This is a genomic window from Cognaticolwellia beringensis (assembly GCF_002076895.1).
In the GTDB taxonomy this organism is placed as follows: Bacteria; Pseudomonadota; Gammaproteobacteria; order Enterobacterales; family Alteromonadaceae; genus Cognaticolwellia; species Cognaticolwellia beringensis.
In genome coordinates this window covers 1680789-1705679 of the sequence record NZ_CP020465.1, presented here as the reverse complement: position 1 = coordinate 1705679, position 24891 = coordinate 1680789, and the positions used below count along the sequence as shown (strand labels likewise).

Here is a 24891-nt window from a genome sequence, read left to right as displayed (position 1 = left end):
ACTAATTTAATGACGAGTTTACTCGCTAGATGTTGTCAGCAATTTAGTACGCTTTAGTTTACATGTATAGATTACAAGTATAGTTTGCAATGGCAGTTTATTCGATTGATATAATGTCCTGCCAGCGTTTCACTAAGCTTTCATCAATGACGTTAAACGCTATGCCAGCTAACGGTGAGTCAGTAACTGTTATGGTCGAGCTCAGCAATTGATCATCACGAAAGAAATGGCAAATTAGCTCACTGTTAGCGGGTGAGTGATCAAATAGTGCTTGTAGTGATTGCTCTGTAACTTTGACTTTGTCTACCGCAATAAGAATATCGTTCACCGCTAACCCTGCTGTTGCGGCGGGTGAGTTTTCTAGTACTTGTGTGATGGTTAAACCAAAGCTTTGTGCTTTATATTGTGCACCGAAATAGGCGTGGTAATGCTCAGCTGAAGTCGTCTCTACACTATTTAACTTTTTGAATTTTTGTTTTTGCAATGCTACGCCATAACTTGCCAGATGAGAGGTTAAATCTATGCGTTCGTTACTGTATAAATAGTGTTTAAAGGTCGATGAAATATCTTCACCACAGAGTAGATTAGCAATGTTGATAAAGTCCTCTTCACTGGTACCGATATTTGTGCGTCCGAAATGGATCCATAACTCTCGCATTAACGTGTCTAAACTATACCGACCATTCGATTTACTGCGAATAGTTAAGTCTAGCCAAAGTGCAATTAAAGCGCCTTTAACATAGTAACTTACAATGTTGTTCACGGCATCGGGACCTTGTTGATAAAACTTGGTCCAGGCGTCAAAGCTTGAAGCGGTTACGCTTTGTTTTAACTCACCCACACCTCGGTTAACCCGTGTGGCTGCTTTCGCTAATATGGCTAAATATTCTTCAAAATTAATCAAACCTGTGCGATAAAGCGAAAAGTCATCGTAGTAAGACGTTATACCTTCGAATGCCCATAATTGCTTGGTATAGCTTTCTTGCTTTAAATTGTAAGGCACAAATTCTTTCGGTTTAATTCGACAAACATTCCAAGCATGGAAATATTCATGTGAGCATAAGCTTAAGAAGGTTTTATAATCTTCAGTACGCTCCGCCGAAGATTGTTGCGGATTGGGTAAATCGAAGCGACTGGCCTGTAAAATAGTCGAGTTTTTGTGCTCTAAACCGCCAAAACCATTGGCAAGCAAATGGGTAATAAACCAGTACTCTTTAAAAGGCGCTTCACCAAATACGCTTATGTGATGTTGGCATAGCTTACTAATATCAGCTGCTAATCGTTCAGTATCCCCGTAATGCTTACTGGTGAACACTAAGTGATGTACCACACCTTCGACAGTAAATTCTGTGCTGTCAAACTCACCTATCGCTACAGGACAGTCGATTAAATGTTGATAGTTATCGGCAATATATTGACCGAATTGGTATTTTTCTGTGCCTTGCGCCCTTGGTAAGCCCGTCGCTACACGCCATTGATTATGTTCAACTAACGTTGATGGTTGAATGGTGAGTTGGCACGTTTGTTCACTTAACTCTTGTACTTGTAAAAAAGTTGAACTGCCATTGAAAAAACCGCGCTGACTATCTAAATAAGCAGTGCGTACTGATAAGTCAAAAGCAAATACTTGATAGCGTACTTGAACCTGCTCATCACTGGCTTGTAATGTCCAAGTTTGTTTGTCTATTTTACTTAAGCTAATCGCTTGCTGATTGCTGTCATAGGCGCAAATTTCGGTAATGCTCTTGGCAAAGTCACGGATCATATAACTGCCAGGTAACCAAGCAGGTAAAGTTAAGGTGTAGCTTTGGCCAGGGGTACTTTTAAAAGATAATAAAACCTCAAATAAGTGACTATTTGGGTTGATAGGACAAATTTGATATTGGATCATATTGGGCACAAATGTTGACTAGATATTTGTGCCCAATGTAGCAGAGTTAACCTAATAAAACAGCTTGGAAATGTGTCTTTGCAGCTTACATCTCTGATTAAATTTAATTTAAAATAACGGTTTTATCTTTATTGATACAGATGCGTTGTTCAGCATGCATTTTTACGGCATGACACAAAGCCGTTGCTTCTAAATCGTGACCTAAATGTACCATTTGCTCGATGGTAAAGGCATGGTTGATAGGTTTAACTTCTTGTACAATGATCGGCCCTTCATCAAGGTCTGCTGTAACATAATGTGCTGTTGCACCTATAATTTTAACACCACGCTTATGGGCTTGATGATAAGGTTTTGCACCTTTAAAGCTGGGTAAAAAAGAGTGATGAATATTAATTGCTTGTCCACGTAAACTGTTACACAGTTCATCTGATAATATTTGCATGTAGCGAGCAAGTACCAGTAAATCACCATTATATTGCTGATAAATATCGAGTAAGGCTTGCTCTTGTTGTGCTTTATTTTCTTTATTAACCGGTAGGTGATGAAATGGCACGTTATGCCACTGCGCCAGCGCCTGACAATCTTGATGATTTGAAGTGATGGCAACGATATTCACCGGTAAAGCACCTGCCTTCCATTTTGTTAGCAATGAGACTAAACAGTGATCATCTTTAGAAACAGCGATAACCACATTAGGAAAGTTCTCTCTTTCTCTAAGGTGATAGTTCATGTTTAAAGGTTTTGCTAACAGTTCAATGGCTTGGCTAAACTCATCAAAGCTGACAGTAAGCTCTCGGTCATCAAAAGCAATACGAGAAAAAAATGTATCGGTGTAAGGATCACTGTATTGGCTAGTTTCAGTAATAAAAGCGCCATGTTGGAATAAACTTTGACTGACTTTTGCTAGCACGCCGGAAGTATCAGGGCATTGCCAAGTTAAAATGTAGTGATGGGTGTTTGTCATATGAAAAAACTTCTGTGGTTATATGTCAGCAGTCTGGCACTTTATTGCCATCTTGATAAATACTATTGTGCTATATACTAATGCTTATTCAAGTAGATTCGTTTTCATCGCTGAGTTTACTTTTGTGCTGAATATAAAGCGCTTCTACTTTTTCTCTTGCCCATGGGGTTTTTCTAAGAAATTTTAAGCTTGAGTTAATACTAGGATCATCGGTAAAACAACGAATTTTTATTTCCTTGCCAAGGTAAGGGAAACCAAAGTGTTCGACTAATTGTGTCACGATAACTTTTAACGTTAACCCGTGCAATGGGTTGTAGGGTTGATGATCCATATGTTTGGCCTTTGCAATTTTAAGCGTTATTCTACCATGGCGAAGTTAAATAGTTAAAAAGCTAAAACAAAAAACGACGCTATTGCGTCGTTTTTTAATCGTTAAGCTAAATTTAGCTTATTTTGTTCACTTATTATTAACTAAAGTGAGCTTCTAAAGCTTCGCTGCCACCAATATTTTTTCCGTCAATAAATACTTGCGGTACGGTGTCTGAGTTAGTTATTGCCTTAAACATCGTTAAGTTAACATCTTTACCGACTTCTAACTCTTCAAATGTTAAGCCTTTTTCAGTTAACAATGCTTTGGCTTTTTTGCAATATGGGCAAGTTGGCTTGCTAAAAACGGTAATAGCTGATGTTTGACATGCTGACGGATTAATATGTTTTAACATAGTGTCGGCGTCAGAAACTTCAAACGGGTCACCGGGTAAGTCAGGTTCGATAAACATTTTTTCAATCACGCCATTTTTAACTAGCATTGCATAACGCCAGCTGCGTTTGCCAAATCCAATATCAGCTTTATCAACTAACATGCCCATGGCATCAGTAAACTGGCCGTTGCCGTCAGGAATAAAACTAATGTTGTCGGCATCTTGATGTTCTGCCCAAGCATTCATAACGAACGTGTCGTTAACTGACATACAAATAATTTCATCAACGCCATTTTTGAATAGCGTTGGTGCCAATTCGTTATAACGTGGTAAATGTGAAGATGAACAAGTAGGTGTAAAAGCACCAGGTAATGAAAAAACTACGACAGTTTTATCGTTAAAAATTTCGTCACTACTGCGCGTTGTCCACTCGTCGTTTGCTCTTAATGTGAAAGTAACATTAGGGACTTTTTGTTGCTCTTTATTTTCTAACATAATGGCTCCGTCTATAGTTTCTAAAATAGTGGTGTTGCTCGATATGTTGTTATTATCGAATAAGTTCCATTTTAAATAAAGTGATTAATATTGTACTTTATGATTGATAAAATCGATTGATATTGGCTTTATATAAAATGTTATCTTATCTTAAGAATTTTTACTGCCAGTATCAATACTTCGAGCACCTTTGATGCAGCTTGTGGTTCGCACTGATTTTGCACATATCAACAAAACGAATTAGCTGCTAAAGAGAGAAATAATTTCCTGTTTTATTACTGAGGTGGTAAATTAACTTTAAGGAAGTTGTATATACAATTTGAGAGGAATGAATGTCAGACAGTTACACCTTAATTAAAGGCTCTGTGCCTTTGCTTATCAGCATGCCACATAATGGTGAAGCAATACCGGCAGATATTGCTGAAGTTATGACAGCTAAAGGTCGTGAAGTTGCCGACACTGATTGGTATATGGATCGCTTATATGCTTTTGCGAAAGCGCTAGGCGCTTATATATTAATGCCTAAGTATAACCGTTATGTCATTGACTTAAATCGTGATCCGGACGGTGTCGATTTATATCCAGGTGCTAATAATACTGAGCTTTGTCCTACTACCGCATTTGATTTGTCGCCTTTATATAAAGAGGGATGCGCGCCTACTTCTGAACAAATAACTGAACGTGTAAAAAACTATTGGCAACCTTACCATCAGGCGTTGAAGTCAACCATGCAGGCTATAAAAGCCGAGTTCGGTCAAGCCGTGTTGCTAGAAGCACATTCAATTCAATCACATGTGCCGAGATTTTTTCAAGGTCAACTACCTGATTTTAATTTTGGCAATGCCGACGGTAAAAGTTGTTCACCTGAATTAATTTCCACCTTGGTCGGTTTAGATTATGCCCCTTACACTATGGTATGTAATGGCCGATTTAAAGGTGGCTATATTACGCGTGCATTCGGCCAACCTGATAATGGCTTGCACGCTATTCAGCTAGAGCTTTCGCAGTTCACTTATATGAATGAGCAAGCCATGACATATAACGAAACTCTTGCTATGCAAGTGCAACCTAAACTTGAAGCGTTAGTGAAAGCGCTGATAACTTTTGCTGCAACTTTAAGTAAAAACGCTAAGGATTAATGGTAGGTATTAATGAAACTTTTTGCGAATAAAATATTATTAGCTGATGGCTGGGCGAGCGAGCAAACCTTGACCATTGAACACGGCGTTATTACCGATATTACCGCGGGTTATCTTGACGGTGCAGAGCGAGCAAATGGCGTGGTAATTCCGGGCATGGTAAATTGTCACTCTCATGCTTTTCAGCGTGCTTTTGCCGGATTCAGTGAACAAGGCAGTGAAGGCCAAGACAGCTTTTGGACTTGGCGTAATATAATGTATAAATTTTTGGGGCAACTAACCTCAGAAGATGCACAAGTCATTGCGCGTCAGCTTTATATTGAAATGTTGAAAATGGGTTACACCCGAGTGGCTGAGTTTCACTATCTACATCATGATATTGACGGCCAAAACCATGAAAAACTGGCGACTATGGCAGAGGCTATTTTTGCAGCGGCCAAGCAATCAGGTATTGGTTTAACATTATTGCCGGTCTTGTATCGCTTCAGTGGCTTTGGTCCACAAGCGGCGACTGATGGTCAGAAGCGCTTTATTAATTCAGTTGAGCAATTTAATGATTTGGTCAGTGATTGTTTTAAACTGGCGCAATTACAGCCTAATTGTAATGTTGGTATTGCGCCACATTCTTTGCGTGCGGTTGATAAAAACTCATTGTTAGCGGCTGTTGAGCATGTTCGAGCACTCGATGCACAAGCTCCTATTCATATCCACATTGCTGAGCAGCAAAAAGAAGTGGATGATTGTTTAGCTCATTATGGACAACGACCTGTGCAGTGGTTACTCGATAATGCAGATTTAGACCAATATTGGTGTTTAATTCACGCCACACATATCGATGAAGAAGAGCGTAAGGGGATTATTGCTAGTCAAGCAATCGCTGGTATTTGCCCAACGACAGAAGCTAATTTAGGTGATGGTATATTCCCGACCGATGAATTTTTGATGGAGCATGGCACTTTTGCTATTGGTTCTGATAGCCACATTTCAGTCAACCCCATCGAAGAGTTGCGCTGGCTTGAATATGCACAACGTTTAAGTAAGCAGCAACGTGCAATGTTAGCCACTAGCGAGCAGAAATCTGTCGGACTTAATTTATGGCAAAAAGCCGCTGCCGGTGGAGCGCAAAGTACCAATAGTAATACCGGCGCATTAGCGCTTGGCAAGCAAGCTGATTTATTGGTTTTAGATGACAGTCAATTACGCTTGTTTGCTCATGATGATAAGCATTTACTCGACAGCCTAATATTTGCTAGCCAGCGAAACATGGTATTAGATGTGATGGTGAATGGAAGTTGGGTGATCCGTGACTCAGAACATGCGTTAGAGCAGGTGAGCGCAGATAGTTTCGCTAAATTATTAGTTAAGCTTTCAGCTTAATTTTGCAGGGGATAGACGATTAGCTTTTTAGCTGTTCGTCTTAACCTGACGACTATAATAAATTGCTGTATTTACCAATGGTATGGCACACCTTAGCTAAGTTATCTCGATGTAATTTTGGTGTTTGTTTTTTACTTTTACAGTATTGCTCGTTAAAGCGTTTTACTTTTTCACGACTGCTAGTAATTTCAGCGACGTAGGCTTTTTCTTGGCTGTTAAATTGGCCAAAATCTTTCGCTAAGTCTTGATATATTTTATCTGATTTTAACCGCACCTTGGTATCTGTTGCATCTGAAAAGTAACTCAGTACAAATTCTTTTTGTTCAAATACCCAGCTATTGAGTTTTTCATTAGGGTAAAAGTGAAAATATATTGCGCCCACCACGATCACGATTAATAGTTTTTTCATACCTTGCCTTATAATCATCTGTGCGTACAAATAACTAACAATTAACTGTTGTTATTGAAGTAACCACATATGGTATTATTGATTTGTTAGAAGAAATGTCATCAGAATAGCTCTAGAGTAATCAATTTTATACTCACAAAGCAATTTTTTGCTATTTTATTGGTGGGTAACGTTGGCTAATCCGTTATAATTGACCGGCATTATCGACATAAAGGATCCGCTTTGAAATCAAAAGATAAAGACATCAACGTCAGTCAGTATATTCCGATTAAAAATGTTCAAATTCATCAACCCGCCAAAAGCGATGCATATGCACCTCGCGATCAAATTTATGTCCGTAAAGTAAAAGGTGTATTTCAAAAACTGCGCCAAAAAATGAATTTTTTCTTTTTAGCCTTGTTTGCTGTTTTACCTTGGTTACAGTATGACGGGCATCAAGCTATTTTGTTTGATATTAGCGAACAACGCTTTACCTTGTGGAGTGTCACGCTTTGGCCACAAGATCTTACTTTACTGGCATGGCTGTTTATTCTTAGTGCGTTTTTACTGTTCTTTATTACCACTTTTTTAGGGCGAGTTTGGTGTGGTTATCTTTGTCCTCAAACTGTTTGGACTTTCATCTTTATTTGGTTCGAAGAAAAAATAGAAGGCACCGCGAATCAGCGGAAAAAGCTCGATAGCCAAGCGATGAATATCAATAAATTTTGGCGTAAAGCACTTAAACATTTTTGTTGGGGCTTCTTTTCTATTTTAACGGCGCTTACCTTTGCAGGCTACTTTGCTCCGATGCGAGAGGTGTTTGTTGATTTTTTCACCTTTAATGCCTCATTTGCTTTGGCAGCCACCGTATGGTTTTTTGCTTTTTGTACTTATGGTAATGCGGGTTGGATGCGAGAAATTATGTGTTTGCATATGTGTCCATATGCTCGTTTTCAGTCAGCCATGTTTGATAAAGACACTTTAACCGTTTCTTACGATGCAAAACGTGGTGAAAATCGTGGGCCACGAACCAGAAAAGATGTGCCAAAAGATGTCGGTTTAGGAGATTGTATTGACTGTAATCTCTGTGTTCAGGTTTGCCCTACGGGCATTGATATTCGTAACGGTTTACAATATGAATGTATTAATTGTGGTGCCTGTGTTGATGCCTGTGATGATGTTATGGAGCGAATGCGATACGACAAAGGGTTAATTCGTTATACCACTGAACATGAGTTAGAAGGAAAAAAAGTACATTTTGTTCGGGGGAAACTCATTGGTTATGCATTGGTATTGATTGTAATGACCAGTTTATTGATTGTAGAAATGGTCAACAGATCGCCAGTAACACTGGACATTATTCGCGATAGAAATGAACTGGCAAAAGAGAACTTTAATGGTGATATAGAAAATGTTTATACCTTAAAAATTCTTAATAAGTCACAAAAAGATAACCGCTATCGCCTGTCCATAAAGGGCATTAATAATACTAAATGGCATGGCGAACAAGAGATACTTGTTAAAGCGGCTAAAGTGTATACTTTACCGATTAGTATTTCGGTTGACCCATACGAATTAGAAGGTTATATGACAGATATAAGTTTTGTTATTGAATTAGTATCAGACACGGATGAGGTTAAGCTTGAACATGAAAGCCGCTTCTTTAATAAGCGCTAATGTCAGTCTTTGATTTCACTTCGCTATCGCCAGACTTAATTCTAGACGGCCTCGAGAGCACGGGCTTAACGGTTGATAGCGGCTTACTGGCGTTAAATAGTTATGAAAATCGCGTTTATCAGTTTCATGATATGGATAAAACTAAATATGTTACCAAGTTTTATCGACCGCAACGCTGGACAGAAGCCCAAATTAGAGAAGAACATAAATTCTCATTTGAATTAGACAAAAGCGAGCTACCGTTAGTGGCACCGTTGAAAATAGATGGTGAGTCTTTATTTTCTTATGAAGGTTATCACTTTGCTATATTTCCTTGCCGCGGTGGTCGTATTTTCGAAGTCGATAATTTAGATCAATTAGAGTGGATGGGGCGATTTTTAGGGCGCATTCATGCTGTGGCGGCTAAAAAAGATTTTACTGAACGACCGACATTTAATAGTGAAGAAATGCTACAGCAGGCACAACTTATTATTGAAAAATCTAACTTTGTTCCCGCGAGTTTAACACTGCCTTTTTTCACTATTTTAGAGCAAGTGATCACCATCGCAAGCCAGCAGTATCAACCTAAATCGCAGATACGTTTGCACGGCGATTGTCATGCCGGTAACATTTTATGGACTGATAAAGGACCGCACTTTGTTGATCTTGATGATTGTCGTATGGGACCTGCAGTACAAGATATTTGGATGATGCTCAGTGGTGACCGTCAGCAGCAGTTATTACAGTTAGACACTATATTAACGGGCTACGATGAATTTCATCGCTTTGAGACCAATCAATTGCCTTTAATTGAATCATTGCGTACTATGCGAGTAGTTAATTATATGGCATGGCTATGTAAACGTTGGCAAGACCCTGCTTTTCCTCATAATTTTCCGTGGTTTAATACTGAAAAATATTGGGAACAACAAATTTTGATGCTTAAAGAGCAAATGTCAGCATTGCAACAGCCTCCGTTGAGCTTACTACCTTATTAAGTATAAGTAAGTTCAGCAAAATTATTTTGATTTATTATTGATTAGGAATTTTAATTTTATGAAAAAATTAGTGAGCTTATTCGCTTTAATGTTATTACCAGTATTCGCATTCGCAGCAAATTATACTGAAGGCGAGCATTACACTAAAGTCAGTGAGGAAGTCACCGCTAAACAAGAAGTACGTGAGTTTTTCTCGTTTTATTGCCCTCATTGTTTTCAGTTTGAACCTTTTATGCAGAAGCTAAAAACATCAATACCAGAAAATGCTAAGTTCGAAATGAACCATGTTGACTTCTTACGCGCTGCTTCTCCTAAAGTACAACAAATGTTGAGTAAAGCGGTTGTTGTTGCTCATCAAATGGGCTTAGAGAAAAAAATGGTTGGGGCAATGTTTAATTACATTCATGTACAAAAAGCGGTATTTACTTCAGAAAAAGATATTCGTAACGTATTTGTGCTTAACGGTGCAGATGGAGAACAATTCGATAAGTTAATGAAAAGCTTTGGTGTAGTGAGCAAAGCTAATGCTATGAAGAAGCAACAAGACTACTTTTCTAGCAAAGGCGCTTTAACAGGTGTACCTGCAGTTATAGTCAACGGCAAGTACCGCGTAGATGCTCAAGGTCTAGATAGAAATAATTTTGAGCAAGATTACATTAATCTTGTAAATCACTTATTAACCTTAAAATAAGCGAGTAAAGTGATTCAAAAAAGAGGCTGCGGCCTCTTTTTTATTGGCAAAAATTTAACAAACCATAACCAACAAGCAAATGTTGGCAAGTGAAGATTGTAGGTCGGCATTTATGCCGTCAAAAAGGCGCAATATAGCTTTAAATCAAGATGATGGGCTAAAGCCCAACCTACAAAAAAATAAATAACCTAGAAGCAGGAGACTGTTAATGGTTATTGTAGGTCGGCATTTATGCCGTCAAAACGGCGCAGTATAGCTTTAAATCAAGATGATGGGCTAAAGCCCAACCTACAAAAAATAGAATTAAAAACCCACAAACAGAAGACTGTTAATGGTTGTTGTAGGTCGGCATTTATGCCGTCAAAAAGGGGCAATATAGTTTAAAATCAAGATGATGGGCTAAAGCCCAACCTACAAAAAATAGAATAAAAAACCCAGAAGCAGAAGGCTGTTGATGGTTATTGTAGGTCGGCATTTATGCCGTCAAAATGGGGTAATATAGCTTTAAATCAAGATGATGGGCTAAAGCCCAACCTACAAAAAATAGAATTAAAAACCCACAAACAGAAGTTTGGGAATGGTTGTTGTAGGTCGGCATTTATGCCGTCAAAACGGCGCAGTATAGCTTTAAATCAAGATGATGGGCTAAAGCCTGAGGAATCCCCACAAGTTTAAGAAGTAAGCGCTTGATATCTGGTAAAATGTTAATCACCACAAAAAACAAATATACCAAATACAAGCGCTATGCCTTCATTATCAGACTTATTCACCTTTGATTCAAACACTTTAGATCCTAGAATTACAAAATCTCTTTTTACTGCTGCTGATAGTCTCATCAATGGTGCGGCATTGACCTTAACCTCGATGGGAAGACACGCTGCTAGCTTGCAGGGTAAATCAGAAAAACACGCGATAAAACGTATCGATAGACTGCTTGGGAGTCAGCCTTTATATCAGAATAGGCAGTCATTTTACCAGGACATTGCACGGCTGTTTATTACGACACCCCACCCACTTATTCATGTGGACTGGTCCACCGTCTACAACTATAACTTCGTCATGCTCAGAGCCGCCATTTCTATTGGAGGACGTGCAGTTACGATCTATGAGGAAGTTCATCCTGAAAGTAAACACACGAACCACCAAGTACACTTGAACTTCATTGCTAATTTAAAAAAGATATTACCTGAAGATATTCAGCCTATTATATGCACGGATGCGGGCTTTAAAATCCCGTGGTTTAAAGCGATCGAGGCTCAGCAATGGTACTGGCTTGCAAGGACAAGAGGCACTGTAAAATGCCAACGTCAAGGTGAAAGCGATTGGCATTATGTGAGCAAATGTCACCATCTTGCGCTCTCTATAGCAAGTGAGCTCAAAGGCGTAATCTTATCAAAGGCTCATCAATTTGTTTGTCGTGGTGTCTTATTCAAAGGACGAAAGATGTATCGCCATAAGCTTAATCGAAAGGGCGTAACCACAAAATGTAAAACCAATATAAAGAGTTCAAAGTCAGCTAAAGAGCCTTGGTTCTTAGTATCTAATTTACCTAGAAATACATTTAAACCGCAGCATTTAGTGAATATGTATAAACGAAGAATGGCCATTGAAGAATCCTTTAGAGACTGTAAAAATGAATACTATGGCTTAGGCTTGTCTCGTAGTTTAAGCCGTTCAGTAGAAAGGCTGCAGGTTATTTTACTGTTAAGTATGATGGTTCAATTTTATCTATATTGTGTAGGCAAGGCAGCGGAATCAGCAGGCTATCATCGGCAATTCCAAGCAAACTCGGTGAAAACTAAGCGTGTGCTATCTTATGGGTATTTAGCGCTAAGGATCCTACAACATAAGCGGTATTATATATCGGATAAGATGATAATCAGTGCAATGAAGGCACTGATTCATGAAAGTTTATATTGAGAAACTTGTGGGGATCTCTCAGGCTAAAGCCCAACCTACAAAAAAATAGAATAAAAAACCCAGAAGCAGAAGGCTGTTAATGGTTGTTGTAGGTCGGCATTTATGCCGTCAAAATGGGGCAATATAAATTTAAATCAGGCGCGTTCAGTAACGGTCAACTTAACGTTAACTTATTGTGTGTTTTTCGATACAGGTAGCTCCCCAATAACAAGGCGATAATAAGTAAAATAATACTGAGAATCAGTTGTTGTTGACCGTTAATCTGTAATCCTGCGCCCATTAATGAAAATATTGTCATTTGTGGAACAAAGCCGAGTGCAGAACCCAATATATAGGGTTTTATTGGTGAGCGTGCTGTGCCTGCTAGTATATTGGTCAGAAAGTTTGAACCAGCAGGTAAAAGTCGAATAGTCAGCGCTTTCAAGAAAGTATTATGGCTAAAAAAATAGCTTACTTTTGCTAGTGGTTGTGGGTAATGTTGCTCAATTAAATTTGCAAATAGTTTTCGAGCTAACATCAGCGTTACTAAGCATCCAAAAACTGCAGATATTGTCGCTAGCAACATCCCTGATCCTGCACCAAATAAAAAACCAGCGCTTAGCGCGGCAATTTGTCGTGGCAGTCCAATAGCCATTGCTGGAGTCAGTATTAATACGAATAATAAAGCGCCAAAGAGGGTATTTGGGATTATCGTATTTAAATGATTTTGAATAATAACGCCATAGTTACCGAGTAATAGCGTAGCCAAGGTAATTGCCAACAATATCGATATTAGGGTCGCGACAACGGTTAACTTTAATGCTGACTTTGTTTTAAACACTTGAAGGCTCTTTTTGCTTATTCATCAATTCGGTATTAATTGGTTTTGCTTTAACAAAATATATTTTATCACAAGCTACCGTGGATAAAATGTTAGCTAGGTTGTACCGTATTAATATATTGGCATCAATGAGTGGTAATTGGACACATTTAACACTGCTTTATGGTTAACTACAAATGATGTTATTTGTTCAGGCGATATATTCAACCTATATGTTCAATCAGCCAATGTTGAGTCAATGCAATATGGGTCAAACCAAGGTCAAATAAAATGAAGCCATTAGTCGTTAGTTAAATTTTTTAAAATTTTTGTTTTTGCAATATTGAATTCGCTTTCACTCAAATAGCCTTGTTTTTTCATTATGACAAGTTTGTCTAAAGCAGCAACAAGCTTAGTGTCGATGTCAGCAGAGCCATCTTGAGTGCTATTCGCTGGCAGGCCATTATCAGTGTTGCTGATATTAGATGTTTCTAATATCAGCGTTACAGGTGTCGAATTATCTTCAAGCGTTTCTGGTCGGGTTGTAGGCGCAGTTGTGGTTTTGTTTGTTTTACTAGGTATGGGTATTTCTCGAGCTAGTTGAACTTTGATTTTTCGTTTTGTGGTTACATCTGGATTAATATATTGCGCAAAAAGCCACTGCCAATCGATCACTTTATTAATCACTTCTTGGTATTTCAGCTTAGTATGACGGATATTTCCAATACGAAAATACAGGCAAAAGAGGTAATGCTTTTTTTGATCATCGGTTAAGCGGATCTGAATGCCTCTTTGCTTATCATCCATCATTTTTAAGCGGTGCTCTTTCGCAAAGGTTGTCAAGACTATATTTTCTAAATCATTAGAGAAAGCTTGTGATGCGTCAGCACTAATCGTTGAAATAACCTCATCATTTAGTAAGATTTCACTGCGGGTAATCGACGATATATTTATAATTTTTTCGGCGCTTTTAGCATGACGTTTGTAAAAAGATAACGTTTTTGCTGCTACATCTACTTCAAAATTAGCCCATTGTTGTTGCAAAAAGCTATTTTTAACAACGCCATTTTTTCTCAAATACCAAAAATAGCCCGTTAAAATAATTACCATAAAAAACAAAAAAGCATAAACACTATTGGTATTTGAGCTGCTTATTGGATCCTCAATAATTGCCGTTTTAGTCTCGGTTATTGCAGGTTTATTAATGGTGTATAAACGTTGTTGGCTATGTTCGAGTAGTAATAATTCGCCATTGTGTTTTTGATGCAAACTAAACTTTGCTTGCTCACTCGCGTTATATTTTATTAGTTTATGAGGAGTGTCTAGCGTTTCATTTTCACTATCAAGGTTTGAATTTAATGCTATTGCCTGTAAGTGCCAATCATTTTCTGTTTCTTGTAAGTGTAGTGCTTTACCCCATAAAGTTTTGAGCTCTCTCCCATGATAAAGCAACGTTTTATGCTTTTCGTTTACTGCAGGTAAGCGCTTTTTTATCTGTGCTTGTGGGATAGCTTCGCGCCAGTCATCGCCTATTTTTGCCTCAATCAGAACATTAGCGTCTTGCTGGTTAAATTGTACAAGTAAGCTATAAGTACTTTTCTTTATCCAATCAAAATGTTCAGTTTTATGCCCTGCGATAAATACAATTTCATTATGAATATCGGCTGTTTTTGTAAATGGGTTATCGGCTGGAATAGTATAGTTTTGTAAACCGTATTTTTCGGGCTTTATTCGCAGAATGCTCCCAGCGTAAAGTGCTTCAGTCTTTAATGATTCACTTCGGGCGAGGGCAACAAAAAGTAAACCAAAATTATCGTGCCAAGGCTCTACATAAGGGTTAAAACTTAGCTGCTGGATATGTTCTTGCGGCTGTAGAATAGCAATACGCATAACTTCATGCTGTTTACTAAGTTTAGGTGATTGATTTTGCAGACCTGTTACTTGCCAGCGCATTATTACAGCATCGTAGGGGGCATTTATTTTAGTGTTTTTGGGTATTAACTTCGACTTGATTTTTTTACTGGCTTCAGTGTGGGCTGTGTAAAAAGTGTGATATCCATCTCGATCACGATAGTGAAAGTTTGGATCTAAAGTGATAGCGGTTAGGGCAATAATGTCAGGGTTTTTTAACGCTAATTTTAGATCGAAAAAAGCAGATTGAGATATTTCGTTATGATTTAATTGGTAAATTTTCCCCGCTTTTGTGGATACAAAATATTGATTTTCGTCACCTATAACCGGTAATACGCTATGCCACTGATCATTTTCTAAAACCGCTTTATCAAGGTTGGCTATTGCCGATAATTCTAGGTCATTGGCCGTTTGTGCTGCAGCATGAGAAACTTGGCTAAGCATAGCCACCAATGTAAAAATAAAATAGCACTTAAAATGATTAAACCAGTTACTTTTGTCCATAAAACAGCGCATTCCTTGTAAAATTAATCATAGGCAGTCCAAGCTTAATCTTTGCTTATTAAAACAGCTTGTTGCGCATCTATAAATTGGTTTTTATTCTTATTATTCAGATAGCTTAATTTTCCGTCAACTATTATTTGATCATTTCTTTTTCCGTGTTCAGCAAGATAAAGTGCCTGCTTACCCCAAATATGGACTGGGCGCTGTATTATCACTACATGGAGTTTTTGAGTAATAGTGGAAAATATATGTTGCTGCGATTCTAATATAACTTCAGTTAACTCTTTATTATTTTCGGTGGTAATAAGTTTTATATCAGAAATTATATTACCACTAAAATGAATTTGATTAATAGATTGCGCATAACCCTTCGGAAAAGTCTGTGCGTAGCTAGCGTGGATAATTTCGCGATTATTCTTCTTACTATTAATTAAATAGCCTTGTAGCAGTATAATATCGCCTTTGCTGGCGTGAATCAGGGCACGTTCAACAATTTCGCCAATAACTTTTACGGTATGATAACTGGTCCATTCTTTAAATTTGTTGCTGGTTTTATCAAACCAACGACTATGCGTTGCCAAAGTAAGTTCAGCAACAGCAACAACAGGATTCGCTTGATAGCGAATATCAGGCTTATTAACTAAGTTGCCTAGAAGGGTAACAGTGCATAAGTGGTTTTGTGGTAATTCAGCTAACATAGGTCTTCTTGTTGTAATAGGAAAAAAGTGCTCGACAGTTATTAACGATCAATAGTATGGCTACAGTATAAATTGATTGTTAATTTCTGTATCAAATAAATTTTTAATTAAAATAGCAAACTCTTTAATAAACGCTAACTGCTCACTATTCACCGAATTGTTGACCACACCCGATAATATTTCTTGTAAATCATAAACGATTGCATCAACTTCTCGAATAATAGTATTTCGCTGCTTAAAGGTTAAATCCTGATTCTGATTGCATAAAGCAATAATATTTTCACTCATTTCTTGTTCGATAACTTCTAATACAGAGCTGTTGGCATTATCAATATTGGGACTATTTTCAAATAAGCTTAAATGGGCGGTTAAATATTCAATAACAAGAATATAACCTTCAGTATTGGTAACCATCTGTGTATCTATGTCATTTTATCGTTGTCTTACTTTACTCGTATATTAAGGTGCTGATCAAGCGGCTTTTAAAATCACAAAGGGTTTATCTATAAGTGTATAAAGCAGAGAGACATAGAATTCTCTGCTGGTAATAACCTTAATTAAGATATTTTTTGTAACCTAAACTGCCAAATGCCCACTAAATAAATTGATAAATATAAAATCAATATGAAGTAATACACAAAATGAAACATCTAAAACCAGCAAAAAAATTGCTTTTTTAATGATTTATGCATCAAAAATTCAGCAATATTGCATATATGTTATATAAATGTTGCGATAATTTATTGTTCTATATTAATAAATTGTTTTTACACTACTTTTGATTTTTGTATATTGTATTCAATGTAACAATAAAATGCTTGAATATATTTTCAATTCAAGTAAAGATAGGGAAAATGTTACAGCTAGTAACATTATGAAACATATATGTTAGATAATAGTAACAAAATAAAAACAATATAATCTCGGAGAGAAACACAATCATGAGAAATAACTTTTCTAAAACATTCAAACGTTCAGTTACAGCAGTAGCTGTTTCAGTATCGTTAGGTTTAGCTATGCCAGCAATGGCAAACGACGGTTTACTTGCGGGTAAATCTGTAAGTGGTTCAGGCCAAGTTCTTTCAGGTGTAACGGTTACTATTATCAATATTGATACTGGTTTAACTCGTACAATAGAAACTGATAGCCAAGGTAACTATAAGTTCCCGTTATTACCTGCTGGTAACTACTCATTAGAAGCGAAGAAAAACGGCTTCCTAATGCTTAAACAAGAAAAGCTTAAGGTTAGCTCTGTTGGCCGTACAAGTGCAGATTTCACTTTAGAATCTGGTGATATTGAGCGTATCAGTGTAACTGGCGCGGTTGTATCATCTATTGATGTTTCATCAAGTGAGTCGCAGTTAGTTGTAGATTTAGAATACTTAGCAAAAGTACCGGTTGCACGTGACGTAACCTCAGTAGCACTTCTTGCTCCTGGTACAGTATCTGGTGATTCTGACTTTGGTAAAAATGCTTCTTTTGGTGGTTCATCAGTTGGTGAAAACACTTATTACATTAACGGTATAAACACCACTAACTTCCGTAACGGTTTAGGTGGTTCAGAATTACCATTTGAAATGTACAAAACCTTTGAAGTTAAAACTGGTGGTTACTCTGCTGAGTTTGGTCGTTCAACTGGTGGTGTTGTAAACGCTACAACTAAAAGTGGTTCAAACGAATTTAAATTTGGTGCAAGTGCATTTTGGGAGCCTAGCTCAATGCGCGCAAGCTCACCGAATGTAAAACGTACCGATGCTGACGATATTGCACGTGCTGACTCTGAATATTATGTTGTTAATTCTGAAGATAAAACAGGCACAAACAACTATAATATCTGGGCAAGTGGTGCATTAATTCAAGATAAATTATTCTTTTTTGGTTTGTTAAACCAAGAAAGTCGTGACCGCGACTATGCAACGGCTTCAAAGTTTTATGAACGTGAAGCAAGCGACACGTTATATGCTGCTAAAATTGATTGGTACATTACTGATGAGCATATTTTAGAGTTCACAGGCTGGGACAATGGCTCTGACTTAGACACTAATAAACGTCAATATGATCATGACACGAAAACAAAGTCTGATGATCTTGGTGACTACATCTTAGAGCGTGGTGGTAAAACTTGGGGTCTTAAATACACAGGTATTTTAACTGACGATTTAACCGTAAGTGCACAATACTCGGTTAACGAAGCAAGCTACAGTAACTTAAACGTAGGCGAAAATCCATTAGGTGACAAGCCAGCAATCTATGAGCGTTATTCTGGCCAAGAGTTTGGTGGTTTTGGTTTATTTACACCATCAATTCAAAATGACAAACGTACCGCTTACCGCTTTGATGTTGATTGGTACGTACATGACGATCATACTTTACGTTTTGGTATCGATTATGAAGAAATGGAAGCGACTGAAGATACTCAACGTGCAGGTGGTGTAGCATATAGATATGAAGAATGTGATGCAGATGCATTAGCTAATAATGAACTTGATTGTACAAATGTTCGTCAAGAGTTTTATGTAAACCAAGGTGACTTTGAAACAAGAAGTGCTGCATTTTATATTGAAGATACTTGGCAAATTACTGATAACTTAGTTGCACGTTTAGGTTTACGTAACGAGTCTTTTGAAAACTACAATAAAGCCGGTGATAAGTTTGTTGATGTTACTAACCAATGGGCACCTCGTCTTGGTTTAAGCTGGGATATTAATGGCGATGGCGAAAGTAAAGTTTATGCTAACTACGGTCGTTACTTCTTACCTGTAGCAACCAACACTAACGTTCGTTTAGCGGGTGATGAGCTTTATACTCGTCAGAACTTTGAAGTTACAAGTATTGATGAGAATTACGTACCTACATTGGGCGATGCAACTTCTGGTTTAGTCGTTTACGCAGACGGTACCTTAAAAGGCACTACTGAAACAGTAAATGCTGACTTGGATCCAATGTATCAAGATGAGTTCATGTTAGGTTATGAGCAAGTTATTGATGATTCATGGAGCTTTGGTGTTAAGGCAACTTACCGTGAATTGGGTAGCTCATTAGAAGATATTGCTATCGATGCGGGCTTTGATGAGTCTTTAGGTGGTGCTTGTACTCTGTGTTCTGGCTTCCATTATTATGTATTAACTAACCCAGGACAAGATGTAACTATTACTACTGACCCTGATGGTGATGGTCCGCTAGAGTATAAAGATTATACGATTACAGCCGATCAACTAGGTTACCCTGAAGCTGAACGTCAGTATGCTGCGGTAGATTTAACGTTAAATAGAGCGTGGGATGATCAATGGTTATTGAACTTCACATACACTTGGTCACATAGCTGGGGTAACAACGAAGGTTTCGTTCGTTCAGATAACGATCAAAACGATTCAGGTTTAACTACTAACTTTGACCAACCTGGCTTAACTGATGGTGCAAATGGTAACTTACCAAATGACCGTCGTCATAACGTGAAAATTAATGGCGCTTATGCGATTACAGAAGATTTATCTGTAGGTGCAAACTTTAACTTCACTACAGGTCGTCCACTTAACTCATTTGGTCTACACCCTACCGATGCTTTTGCGTCTTTATACGGTGCAGAATCATTTGTTAAAGAAGGTCAATTAGTAACACGTGGTTCTGAAGGTAGAACGGCTAACACTTGGTCGTTAGATCTTTCAGCGACTTACGATTACTACATTGAAGACAGTAAAATAACTTTCCGTGCTGATATCTTTAACGTAACTAACAACGATAAAGCTACGCAACAAAATGAAGTTAACGAAGAAATTGTTTCTTATGATGGTGCGTTTGGTGGATATCGTGGTGGTCCTTTAGCAACTTATGGTTTACCAACTAGCTTCCAAACTCCTCGTTACGTACGTTTAAGCGTATCTGCTGAGTTTTAATTAACAGCTTGTTAAACTTTTGAAATAAAAACCTCGCCTAGCGAGGTTTTTTTATGTCTGGAGTTTACGAACTGTAAGCAGGTGTATCTGCACTTGGTTTATCACTATTGTTGATATTCAACCTGAATTACAGCGAGTTAAGCGGTCTTTCGGCATCAAATACCTTTAACTACTACAACCAATAAAGGTTTTTTACTTACATCTCCCTAGCTGTTCGTTACAACTTTTCTGAAAATTTAAGCCACTATTTATAAACAAAGTTGTTTGGGTGTTTAATTCAATATTTTTAGGAGAGTAAAAATGACGGTAAAAAAATTATTTTTAGCCATGTGTATAATCGGTGCTACGTCTGCAGTGAGTCAAGCCAATGAGATGATTGCAGCAGATAATTCTAATATCACGGAATTATGTATGACCGCGCTAGCGGGCAATCGCGCAGCAATGCACAACAATATTAAGTCATCGGGATATAGCAAGCCATTTATTGTGAACAATGTGCAGTGTAATGGTGTGAGTATTTTGACTTTTGTTCAACAGCATGGCCGCAATGCTGATGCTATGCTGAGAATTTTAGATCGTAGCGAACATAGGACTTCTATTACAGATTTAGCAAAAAATTAATATTGCCATTAAAATATTGCCGTTAAGTAGTTTAGGTAAGACAATAAAACGATAGAGTTATAGTTTCATCACGATAACTCTATCGCATCATTTTAATCGCTTTCTAGTGCTTGAAGGCGCTTGTTAAATGGAGTTAAGTGCTCTTGCACTGAGTGATTTGTATTAATTGAAGCTTTATTTAGCGGCTTTCTAACTTGTCCAACACTCGCTGTTTGCACTAAAGCATTATTTTGGTAAAAGGCTAACATTTCTGCTTCATAAGCTAAGCCCATGTGGTCCAGGCACTGTTTTAATGTGTCTTCAGGCTTGTTAATAAGATCTTCATAACTAATTTCTAATATTCTATCACCTAACAATGTCTGCCAATGCTTAGCAAGTCGGTTTTCATGATGAAAGAACTCAGCAATATTCTCTAAGTCGTAGCTCCAGCCTAGACCTTGATTGAAGAAGTTACGGAAACAAGACCAAGCATTATCTGCTGGGTTTCTGGTAATGCGAATAATAGCGGCGCTTGGGAAAACTTTAGATATTAAGCCTAAATGATGATTAAGACTTAATGTTTTATCGACCATAGGTTTGTCTAAGCTAAATTGTTGCGCGCGTAAGTGTTGATAATCAGCGTGTATCTTTTTAAAGACGGCTAAGTTATCTGCTGGCTCGTTATCCGCTAATTTATTAAGTTTAGCCTGACCAATTTCCGCAGTTGAATAACTTAAGTACTTTAATTCACCGCCTTGACCAATTGCACTATGTGCACTGAGCATTTGCTGCAGTAAAGTAGTGCCACTGCGCGGTAAACCGATTATAAATACTGGCGGACAGCTTTCAGCTTGTTCTAAGCTGGGTAATGTCGTTAAATATTCGGCATTTTGATGACTAATAATGTCATTGATAAAGTCATTGTGTTGTTTGGGAAGGTAAGACTTTTCATTATGCATTAAACGGCAACCGCGTGAGAAATAATCGAATGCCTGTTGCTCATTTTTTACGTCTAGCGCGGCCTTACCTAACGCAAACCAAAATGGCGCATTGTGTGTACTTTTGTCATGCTCAAACTGCTTTTGCATGGTGGTAATTTGAGTATAGAGCTCATCATTTTCTGAAAACTGATGAATAGCAGCCAGTGTTAGCCAAGATATCGCTGATTTAGGCGCCACTTTAACGAGTTCGACTAAGTATTTTTTAGCGAGTTCTATATTGCCTATTTGGCTATGAGTCGTGCCTAAAAAGTGCAGCACGTCAGGCGTGTTTTTTTCTTGCAGAAGCGGGTTTACAAGTTCAATAGCTGCTTTTATTTCTCTACACTCTGCTAATATTGCGGCACATTGAATAATGCGTTTTGCTTCTTTTGGCGAAATAGCTAAATATTTTTTGCTGCATTGTACGGCGTTTTTATACTCACCTATCGATATGGCTAGTCTTGTTATCGCACCCCAATTTTCTTTAAGATCCGCATCCTTATCTAATAATGCTTGGATGCTTTTTGCGGCGCTAGTGCGCTGTTGAGTTTTTACATCTTTTAAGACACTGTTGGCCAGTTCTAAGTCAGTCAATTTGTTATCTACATCAAAAAATGGAGTATAAAGATTACTACAATATGATGTTGATTTGGAGTTAAAGAAAGGTAAAAGACAAGAAAAAAGCTAAAGTTCACCAAAACCCATGTGGCTTTTGGTGAACTGGTTTATCGTTTAATTAAGCAGCGTTAGTACTTTCAAAGATTTTATCGGCAGAAGCAGCCACAAACCCGGTGTACAACTCGCCGTTTTCCATAGGATAGCGTTTGGCAAACTCGTAAAAACAGCTAGGAATGGCGACTGTTTTATCAGAAAACTCAACTAACACGTGATCGGCCATGGTAGAAGATTGTTCTAGTTTAACGGCCTCATCGCCTTTTATTTCACCGCCAGTAGTATTTAGCGTAAAGCCACCGGCTTTAACTGCAGCATTAACGGCTTCAATTGAATCATAGTTTGATAAATGGTTAATGCTTACCGTGAAATGGTTAGCGCGGTAACCCCATGCAGCAACCCATGCCGCATATTCGCTTTCAGCGAGTAAATCTAAGTATTCTTGGTGACTCACTTGCCAGTGCGTACCTGAGTATAAAAAGCTTTCAACGTTAATATCAGCTTCGTTTATGCCAGCGACCATTTTTTCTATGATTGCTTGTACACGTGGAGAAAACTCTTCTACTAATAGTTCGCTGATAAAAACTTTCGGCAAGTTAGTATCTGTGTGCTCAAAGTGCTTTGCATAGAGTTTTTTCGCTTCAAAATGATATTCACCACATTCTTTGTAACCTAAGTTAAGCAGGTGTGCTGAAATTTTTGCGATATTAACTTTAGCAATATTAAAGGTGCGATAAGCAACGTGGTCGTTGATTAGTTCGTCACCGGTGCTTAAAAGTTGATGTACTTTGTCAGCTGACGGTGTAACTTCTAAATAGTTTTGCCAAATATTGTTAAATAAATTCTTAACGGGAGTCATGTTTATTTCCTAAATGCATAAATTAAATTTGTGTCGATTGCTAAAGTCGGTTGAGTGATATGCAAGGCTATTTATTCTTCAAAAAGGTTTTTAACTTATTAAATAGCTAAGTATTTAACTCAGGCATTTACTTGTTAAGGAGAGAATATTTAGGATAGCGTGATGAATAGGCACTCAGAGTTAGCGACTATATTTGATCGATATTTTTGAAAAAGCCGGGACGGATCCCAGCTTTTTTTATTGGGCAGTAGTATTTCATTAAGTGTAAATTTTACTGTTTACTTAATCGTTAAACCAGGGCTTAACGTCGCTGGTAATGATACTTTTTCAGCTTCAACTGATGCTACTGGGTAGGCACAGTAATCAGCGGCATAAAATGCGCTAGCTCTGTGGTTACCACTAGCACCAATACCACCAAATGGTGCAGCACTGCTGGCGCCAGTAATTGGCTTGTTCCAGTTTACGATACCTGCACGAATACGGCGGAAGAAGTGAGTATATAGCGCTTCGCTGTCACTTAATAAGCCAGCAGATAAACCAAATGAAGTGTTGTTCGCTTCATCGATAGCCGCGTCAAAATCAGTATAACGGTAAACTTTTAATAACGGACCAAAGTGCTCGTCATCTGGCATTTCAGAGATGTTTGTTACATCGACTATGCCAGGAGATATAAAGCCAGTACCTTCTTCAAGATGCTTCATCATAACAATTGATTCACCACCAAGGTCAAGCAATTGCTGTTGAGCGGCCACTAAGCTTAATGCCGCTTTTTCAGAAATCATTGAACCGATAAAGGGTTGGTCTTCATCGTCAAAGTAACCGATTTTAATTGCTTCTGTGCTAGCGACTAATTTAGCTAAAATAGCATCGCCTTGTGGGCCCGCTTCAATAAATAAGCGACGAGCACAAGTACAGCGTTGACCTGTTGTGATGAATGCTGATTGTAAAATGTCGTGTACTACGGCATCTACATCACTAACATCTTTAACGACTAATGGGTTATTACCACCCATTTCAAGCGCTAAAATTTTGCCCGGTTGGCCACCAAATTGTTCGTGTAAGAAATGACCAGTTGTTGAGCTACCTGTAAAGAATAAACCGTCAATTTGCGGATGATTTGCCAATGCTTTACCAGTTTCAACTTCACCTTGCACCATGTTGATAACACCAGCAGGCAGGCCTGCTTTTAACCATAGTTTTAAGGTTTCTTCAGCAACCATTGGTGTTAATTCGCTTGGTTTAAACACCACGGTATTACCCGCAATAAGCGCAGGAACGATATGACCGTTTGGTAAATGACCTGGGAAGTTATAAGGGCCGTAAACAGCAACAACACCATGAGGCTTATGACGAATAAACGCTTTTGCACCTGGCATAGGGTTTTCAACTGTACCAGTACGTTCTTCGTTAGCGCGAACCGATATAGCGATTTTACCCACCATAGCGCCGACTTCGGTGCGTGTTTCCCAAAGCGGTTTGCCAGTTTCAAGCGCGATAGTCGTGGCGAATGCTTCTTTGTGTTCAGTCAGTAATTCAGCAAACTTAACTGCGATGGCAATACGTTCTTCAATCGGCATATTAGACCAAGTGTCGAATGCTGCACGCGCTGACATAACGGCTTCGTCAACTTGTGCTGCTGAAGCGGTATTTCCCTGCCAAATCACTTGATTTTTAGCGGGGTTTTTTGAGAAAATTTCATGGCCTAAACCGGCTGTCCAGTGACCATTAATAAGTTGTATATTGTGTGACATTTTT

20 protein-coding genes are annotated in these 24891 nt (G+C 38.1%); 8 read left to right on the top strand and 12 right to left on the bottom strand.

Annotated features, from left to right (window positions below; genetic code table 11):
- Positions 1-97: 97 nt before the first annotated feature.
- The 4 genes from B5D82_RS07180 to B5D82_RS07165 form a co-directional block, all read right to left on the bottom strand.
- Entirely contained in the window at positions 98-1891 is a 1794-nt protein-coding gene (locus B5D82_RS07180) for a M61 family metallopeptidase (protein WP_081150302.1), read from the bottom strand.
- 103 nt (positions 1892-1994) lie between these two features.
- Positions 1995-2855: a formyltetrahydrofolate deformylase gene (purU, locus tag B5D82_RS07175; protein ID WP_081150300.1), complete on the bottom strand. Its 861-nt coding sequence runs from the start codon at positions 2853-2855 to the stop codon at positions 1995-1997.
- Positions 2856-2943: 88 nt separating this feature from the next.
- Positions 2944-3186, bottom strand: a complete 243-nt coding sequence (locus tag B5D82_RS07170; protein ID WP_081150298.1) for a VF530 family protein — start codon at positions 3184-3186, stop codon at positions 2944-2946.
- A 136-nt stretch (positions 3187-3322) separates the two neighbouring features.
- Positions 3323-4051 (bottom strand): glutathione peroxidase, encoded by a 729-nt coding sequence (locus tag B5D82_RS07165; RefSeq protein WP_081150296.1) that lies wholly within the window; start codon positions 4049-4051, stop codon positions 3323-3325.
- 332 nt (positions 4052-4383) lie between these two features.
- On the opposite strand from B5D82_RS07165, the gene hutG reads away from it, so the two are divergent.
- Both hutG and B5D82_RS07155 read left to right on the top strand, forming a co-directional pair.
- Positions 4384-5190 carry an N-formylglutamate deformylase gene (gene hutG / locus B5D82_RS07160; RefSeq protein WP_081150294.1) on the top strand — a complete coding sequence of 269 codons (807 nt, stop codon included), beginning with the start codon at positions 4384-4386 and terminating at the stop codon, positions 5188-5190.
- 12 nt (positions 5191-5202) lie between these two features.
- Positions 5203-6567 carry a formimidoylglutamate deiminase gene (locus B5D82_RS07155; protein WP_081150292.1) on the top strand — a complete coding sequence of 455 codons (1365 nt, stop codon included), beginning with the start codon at positions 5203-5205 and terminating at the stop codon, positions 6565-6567.
- A 52-nt stretch (positions 6568-6619) separates the two neighbouring features.
- Here B5D82_RS07155 and B5D82_RS07150 read toward each other — a convergent pair whose 3' ends face one another.
- Positions 6620-6976 (bottom strand): hypothetical protein, encoded by a 357-nt coding sequence (locus B5D82_RS07150; RefSeq protein WP_081150290.1) that lies wholly within the window; start codon positions 6974-6976, stop codon positions 6620-6622.
- Positions 6977-7198: 222 nt separating this feature from the next.
- Here B5D82_RS07150 and ccoG point away from each other — a divergent pair, with 222 nt between their 5' ends.
- From ccoG to B5D82_RS07125, 4 genes are all read left to right on the top strand, one after another.
- The gene (gene ccoG / locus B5D82_RS07145) at positions 7199-8632 is read left to right on the top strand and encodes a cytochrome c oxidase accessory protein CcoG (protein ID WP_081150288.1); all 1434 of its coding nucleotides are present in this window, start codon (positions 7199-7201) and stop codon (positions 8630-8632) included.
- Positions 8632-9609: a serine/threonine protein kinase gene (locus B5D82_RS07140; RefSeq protein ID WP_081150286.1), complete on the top strand. Its 978-nt coding sequence runs from the start codon at positions 8632-8634 to the stop codon at positions 9607-9609. The genes ccoG and B5D82_RS07140 overlap by 1 nt, the downstream gene beginning before the upstream one ends.
- 58 nt (positions 9610-9667) lie before the next feature.
- Entirely contained in the window at positions 9668-10300 is a 633-nt protein-coding gene (locus B5D82_RS07135; RefSeq protein ID WP_081150284.1) for a thiol:disulfide interchange protein DsbA/DsbL, read from the top strand.
- A 744-nt stretch (positions 10301-11044) separates the two neighbouring features.
- A complete protein-coding gene (locus B5D82_RS07125; protein ID WP_081148330.1) occupies positions 11045-12220 on the top strand; it encodes an IS4 family transposase in 1176 nt (391 codons plus the stop codon).
- 154 nt (positions 12221-12374) lie between these two features.
- On the opposite strand, the gene B5D82_RS07120 is transcribed toward B5D82_RS07125, so the two are convergent.
- From B5D82_RS07120 to B5D82_RS07105, 4 genes are all read right to left on the bottom strand, one after another.
- The gene (locus B5D82_RS07120) at positions 12375-13040 is read right to left on the bottom strand and encodes a TVP38/TMEM64 family protein (RefSeq protein WP_081150280.1); all 666 of its coding nucleotides are present in this window, start codon (positions 13038-13040) and stop codon (positions 12375-12377) included.
- 279 nt (positions 13041-13319) lie between these two features.
- Entirely contained in the window at positions 13320-15434 is a 2115-nt protein-coding gene (locus B5D82_RS07115) for a hypothetical protein (RefSeq protein WP_081150278.1), read from the bottom strand.
- 44 nt (positions 15435-15478) lie between these two features.
- Positions 15479-16132: a single-stranded DNA-binding protein gene (locus B5D82_RS07110; RefSeq protein ID WP_081150276.1), complete on the bottom strand. Its 654-nt coding sequence runs from the start codon at positions 16130-16132 to the stop codon at positions 15479-15481.
- A 60-nt stretch (positions 16133-16192) separates the two neighbouring features.
- Positions 16193-16546, bottom strand: a complete 354-nt coding sequence (locus tag B5D82_RS07105) for a DUF3802 family protein (RefSeq protein ID WP_081150274.1) — start codon at positions 16544-16546, stop codon at positions 16193-16195.
- A gap of 527 nt (positions 16547-17073) precedes the next feature.
- Here B5D82_RS07105 and B5D82_RS07100 point away from each other — a divergent pair.
- Both B5D82_RS07100 and B5D82_RS07095 read left to right on the top strand, forming a co-directional pair.
- Complete coding sequence (locus B5D82_RS07100) at positions 17074-20025, top strand: TonB-dependent receptor (RefSeq protein ID WP_081150272.1); 2952 nt, start codon at positions 17074-17076, stop codon at positions 20023-20025.
- A 300-nt stretch (positions 20026-20325) separates the two neighbouring features.
- Positions 20326-20646 (top strand): DUF3718 domain-containing protein, encoded by a 321-nt coding sequence (locus B5D82_RS07095; protein WP_081150270.1) that lies wholly within the window; start codon positions 20326-20328, stop codon positions 20644-20646.
- Between the two features lie 92 nt (positions 20647-20738).
- Here the strand turns inward: B5D82_RS07095 and B5D82_RS07090 are convergent, their stop codons facing one another.
- The 3 genes from B5D82_RS07090 to astD all read right to left on the bottom strand — a co-directional run bounded on the left by B5D82_RS07090 (position 20739) and on the right by astD (position 24887).
- Positions 20739-22199 (bottom strand): tetratricopeptide repeat-containing sulfotransferase family protein, encoded by a 1461-nt coding sequence (locus B5D82_RS07090; RefSeq protein ID WP_081150268.1) that lies wholly within the window; start codon positions 22197-22199, stop codon positions 20739-20741.
- Positions 22200-22341: 142 nt separating this feature from the next.
- Positions 22342-23136 carry a DUF1338 domain-containing protein gene (locus B5D82_RS07085; RefSeq protein ID WP_081150266.1) on the bottom strand — a complete coding sequence of 265 codons (795 nt, stop codon included), beginning with the start codon at positions 23134-23136 and terminating at the stop codon, positions 22342-22344.
- Between the two features lie 278 nt (positions 23137-23414).
- A complete protein-coding gene (gene astD / locus B5D82_RS07080; RefSeq protein ID WP_081150264.1) occupies positions 23415-24887 on the bottom strand; it encodes a succinylglutamate-semialdehyde dehydrogenase in 1473 nt (490 codons plus the stop codon).
- Between the last annotated feature and the right edge of the window lie 4 nt (positions 24888-24891).

What these genes read in the sequence shown, in the direction of transcription:
- B5D82_RS07135 (WP_081150284.1), top strand. Translation starts at nt 9,668, where the DNA reads ATGAAAAAATTAGTGAGCTTATTCGCTTTAATGTTATTACCAGTATTC.
- B5D82_RS07180 (WP_081150302.1), bottom strand. Translation starts at nt 1,891, where the DNA reads ATGATCCAATATCAAATTTGTCCTATCAACCCAAATAGTCACTTATTT.
- purU (WP_081150300.1), bottom strand. Translation starts at nt 2,855, where the DNA reads ATGACAAACACCCATCACTACATTTTAACTTGGCAATGCCCTGATACT.
- B5D82_RS07085 (WP_081150266.1), bottom strand. Translation starts at nt 23,136, where the DNA reads ATGACTCCCGTTAAGAATTTATTTAACAATATTTGGCAAAACTATTTA.
- B5D82_RS07165 (WP_081150296.1), bottom strand. Translation starts at nt 4,051, where the DNA reads ATGTTAGAAAATAAAGAGCAACAAAAAGTCCCTAATGTTACTTTCACA.
- hutG (WP_081150294.1), top strand. Translation starts at nt 4,384, where the DNA reads ATGTCAGACAGTTACACCTTAATTAAAGGCTCTGTGCCTTTGCTTATC.
- B5D82_RS07150 (WP_081150290.1), bottom strand. Translation starts at nt 6,976, where the DNA reads ATGAAAAAACTATTAATCGTGATCGTGGTGGGCGCAATATATTTTCAC.
- B5D82_RS07155 (WP_081150292.1), top strand. Translation starts at nt 5,203, where the DNA reads ATGAAACTTTTTGCGAATAAAATATTATTAGCTGATGGCTGGGCGAGC.
- B5D82_RS07095 (WP_081150270.1), top strand. Translation starts at nt 20,326, where the DNA reads ATGACGGTAAAAAAATTATTTTTAGCCATGTGTATAATCGGTGCTACG.
- B5D82_RS07125 (WP_081148330.1), top strand. Translation starts at nt 11,045, where the DNA reads ATGCCTTCATTATCAGACTTATTCACCTTTGATTCAAACACTTTAGAT.
- B5D82_RS07170 (WP_081150298.1), bottom strand. Translation starts at nt 3,186, where the DNA reads ATGGATCATCAACCCTACAACCCATTGCACGGGTTAACGTTAAAAGTT.
- astD (WP_081150264.1), bottom strand. Translation starts at nt 24,887, where the DNA reads ATGTCACACAATATACAACTTATTAATGGTCACTGGACAGCCGGTTTA.
- B5D82_RS07105 (WP_081150274.1), bottom strand. Translation starts at nt 16,546, where the DNA reads ATGGTTACCAATACTGAAGGTTATATTCTTGTTATTGAATATTTAACC.
- B5D82_RS07110 (WP_081150276.1), bottom strand. Translation starts at nt 16,132, where the DNA reads ATGTTAGCTGAATTACCACAAAACCACTTATGCACTGTTACCCTTCTA.
- B5D82_RS07100 (WP_081150272.1), top strand. Translation starts at nt 17,074, where the DNA reads ATGAGAAATAACTTTTCTAAAACATTCAAACGTTCAGTTACAGCAGTA.
- B5D82_RS07115 (WP_081150278.1), bottom strand. Translation starts at nt 15,434, where the DNA reads ATGGACAAAAGTAACTGGTTTAATCATTTTAAGTGCTATTTTATTTTT.
- B5D82_RS07140 (WP_081150286.1), top strand. Translation starts at nt 8,632, where the DNA reads ATGTCAGTCTTTGATTTCACTTCGCTATCGCCAGACTTAATTCTAGAC.